The following is a 2,387-nucleotide window of genomic DNA, read 5'->3' as shown; positions in this document are numbered from 1 at the left end:
ATCTGGGGATGAAAAAAATCTGGAAAGAGAAGACGGGAAAGATCATTACCATTCTGGGAGCGGTGCTGGAAGTGCTGTTTCTGGCGTTGTTGTTTTTTACGTTTGCGGCGAATGGGATGTTTTAAGATTGGAATTCAGGAAAGGATAGTGTATAATCGAGAAAAGGACAAATTCCGAAAGCAGGTGTGATGGATGGAAAAAGTAATCAGTATAGGAAAACAGAATTTTGCATCCTTAAGGGAAAACCATTATTTCTTTGTGGATAAATCTCACTTCATCAAGGACTGGTGGGAAAACGGGGATGAAATCACCTTGATCACCCGCCCCCGCCGCTTTGGCAAGACACTGAATATGAGCATGCTGGACTGCTTTTTTTCTAATAAATATGCCGCCCGGGGCGATCTGTTTGAAGGACTTGGCGGTTGGAAAGAAGAAAAATATCGGGAACTGCAGGGAAAGTATCCGGTGATCTTTTTGAGTTTTGCAGCCGTGAAAGCAGATCAGCTTTCGGAAGCAAAAATTCAGATCAAACAGCAGATTGCGAGAGTGTATGAAGAAAACCGTTATCTTCTGGATGGGGATCTGCTGAGCGGAAATGAGAAGAAAGCATACAACGAGGTCAATCTGCATATGGGTGATGCGGAGGCCGCAGCGGCGCTCAACAATATGAGTATGTATCTGGCGCGGTATTACGGCAGAAGAGTGATTATTCTGCTGGATGAGTACGACACGCCGATGCAGGAAGCGTATGTCCATGGCTACTGGGCGGAATTTACAACGTTTGTGCGGAGTCTGTTTAATGCGACGTTTAAAACGAATCCTTATCTGGAACGTGCGATGATGACCGGAATCACGAGGGTTTCGAAAGAAAGTATTTTTTCTGACTTAAATAATCTGCGTGTGGTGACGACGACATCGGATCTGTATGCGGACTGTTTTGGATTTACCGAAAAGGAAGTTTTTGCATCTCTGGACGAGTTCGGAATGGGAGACAAAAAGGAAGTTGTGAAGCAGTGGTATGATGGATTTATCTTTGGCGGACACCGCGATATCTACAATCCATGGTCGATTACCAATTATTTAAAAGAAAAGAAATTGCGCCCGTACTGGGCAGATACGAGTTCGAACGGTCTGGTGGGAAAGCTGATCCGCACCGCCTCGCCGGAAATCAAAGAGTATATGGAAGATCTACTGAACGGACAGGCAGTCACGGTGAACTTTGATGAGCAGATGGTGTTTGAACAGCTGGATTACAATGAAAATGCAATCTGGAGTCTGCTGCTCGCGAGCGGTTATCTGAAAGCGGAAGAGGTGGAGTATCGTGGAATTACTTTGAAGCCGTGGTATCAGCTCCGTATCACCAATCTGGAAACGGTGAGCATGTTTGATGATATGTTCCGCGGATGGTTTGAAGCATCGGAAGCGGGGTACAGCAGTTTTGTAAAAGCACTGATGCAGGGCGATCTGGAAGCGATGAATTATTATATGAATAAAGTGTCCCTTGCGACCTTCAGCCATTTTGATGTCGGCGGGGAGAACAGTGAAAGTCTGGAGCCGGAACGATTCTATCATGGCTTCGTCCTGGGACTGATGGCAGAACGCGCAGAGTGTTATCAGATCCGGTCGAATCGGGAAAGTGGATTTGGACGGTATGATGTGATGATGATTCCGAAGAATAGAGAAAAAGATCCGGCGATTATTATTGAATTTAAAGTCTGCAGCCGGGTAAAAAAGGAGACACTGGAAGATGCGGTGCAGGAGGCTTTAAAACAGATCGTGGATAAAAAATACGACGCAGAACTGGTGGCCCTCGGCGTGCCGCAGGAAAGGATCCGGCATTATGGGTTTGCATTTGCGGGGAAGAATGTGTTGATTGGAGCAGAATGAGAGAAACGGGTGATGAAGGTCATCCGTTTCTTTTGGCGTAAAATGGTATTCCTATTGACTCACTATGATATAGATAGTATGATAAATTTAATTTTTAAAATTTATTTTTACGTGAGGATATTTTATCTATGAAACGATTTTCTTCCACTACCTTAAAAACTGCTTTCGTAAAATCCATCCCGATTTTCTGCAGCTACGTTTTCGTCAGCATGGCCTACGGCATGATGATGGCATCCGCCGGCTTTCCCTGGTATGATTCACTGCTGGTAAGTCTGACGGTCTATACGGGCGCGTTCCAGTTCGTTCTGATTACGTTTCTTTCTAGCGGCGCTTCCCTCATCACCATTGCGCTCACTGCACTTCTGATGAACAGCCGCCAGAGTTTTTACAGCATTACCTTCCTGAAGGAATTCAAACAGATGGGGCACCGCAAGCTGTACATGATTCACACGATGACCGATGAGACATACGCCGTAAACTGTACCTTAGATCTTCCTAGG

Annotated in this window: 2 protein-coding genes; both read left to right on the top strand. The window is 45.5% G+C overall.

Features of this window, described 5'->3' with window-relative positions; translation table 11 throughout:
* The first annotated feature begins 192 nt into the window (after positions 1-192).
* Complete coding sequence (locus ACY2VW_RS13770; RefSeq protein WP_461878435.1) at positions 193-1,887, top strand: AAA family ATPase; 1,695 nt, start codon at positions 193-195, stop codon at positions 1,885-1,887.
* Positions 1,888-2,015: 128 nt separating this feature from the next.
* Positions 2,016-2,387: AzlC family ABC transporter permease (locus ACY2VW_RS13765; RefSeq protein ID WP_461878434.1), on the top strand; the 372-nt coding region annotated here is incomplete at its 3' end.

The organism is Fusicatenibacter sp. (genome assembly GCF_977045365.1).
Note: the sequence above shows the minus strand (reverse complement) of the source record. Positions and strands in the feature narration are given on the sequence as shown.

Bases quoted from the DNA above. Each gene is read 5' to 3' on its own strand.
- ACY2VW_RS13770 (WP_461878435.1), top strand. From the start codon at position 193: ATGGAAAAAGTAATCAGTATAGGAAAACAGAATTTTGCATCCTTAAGG.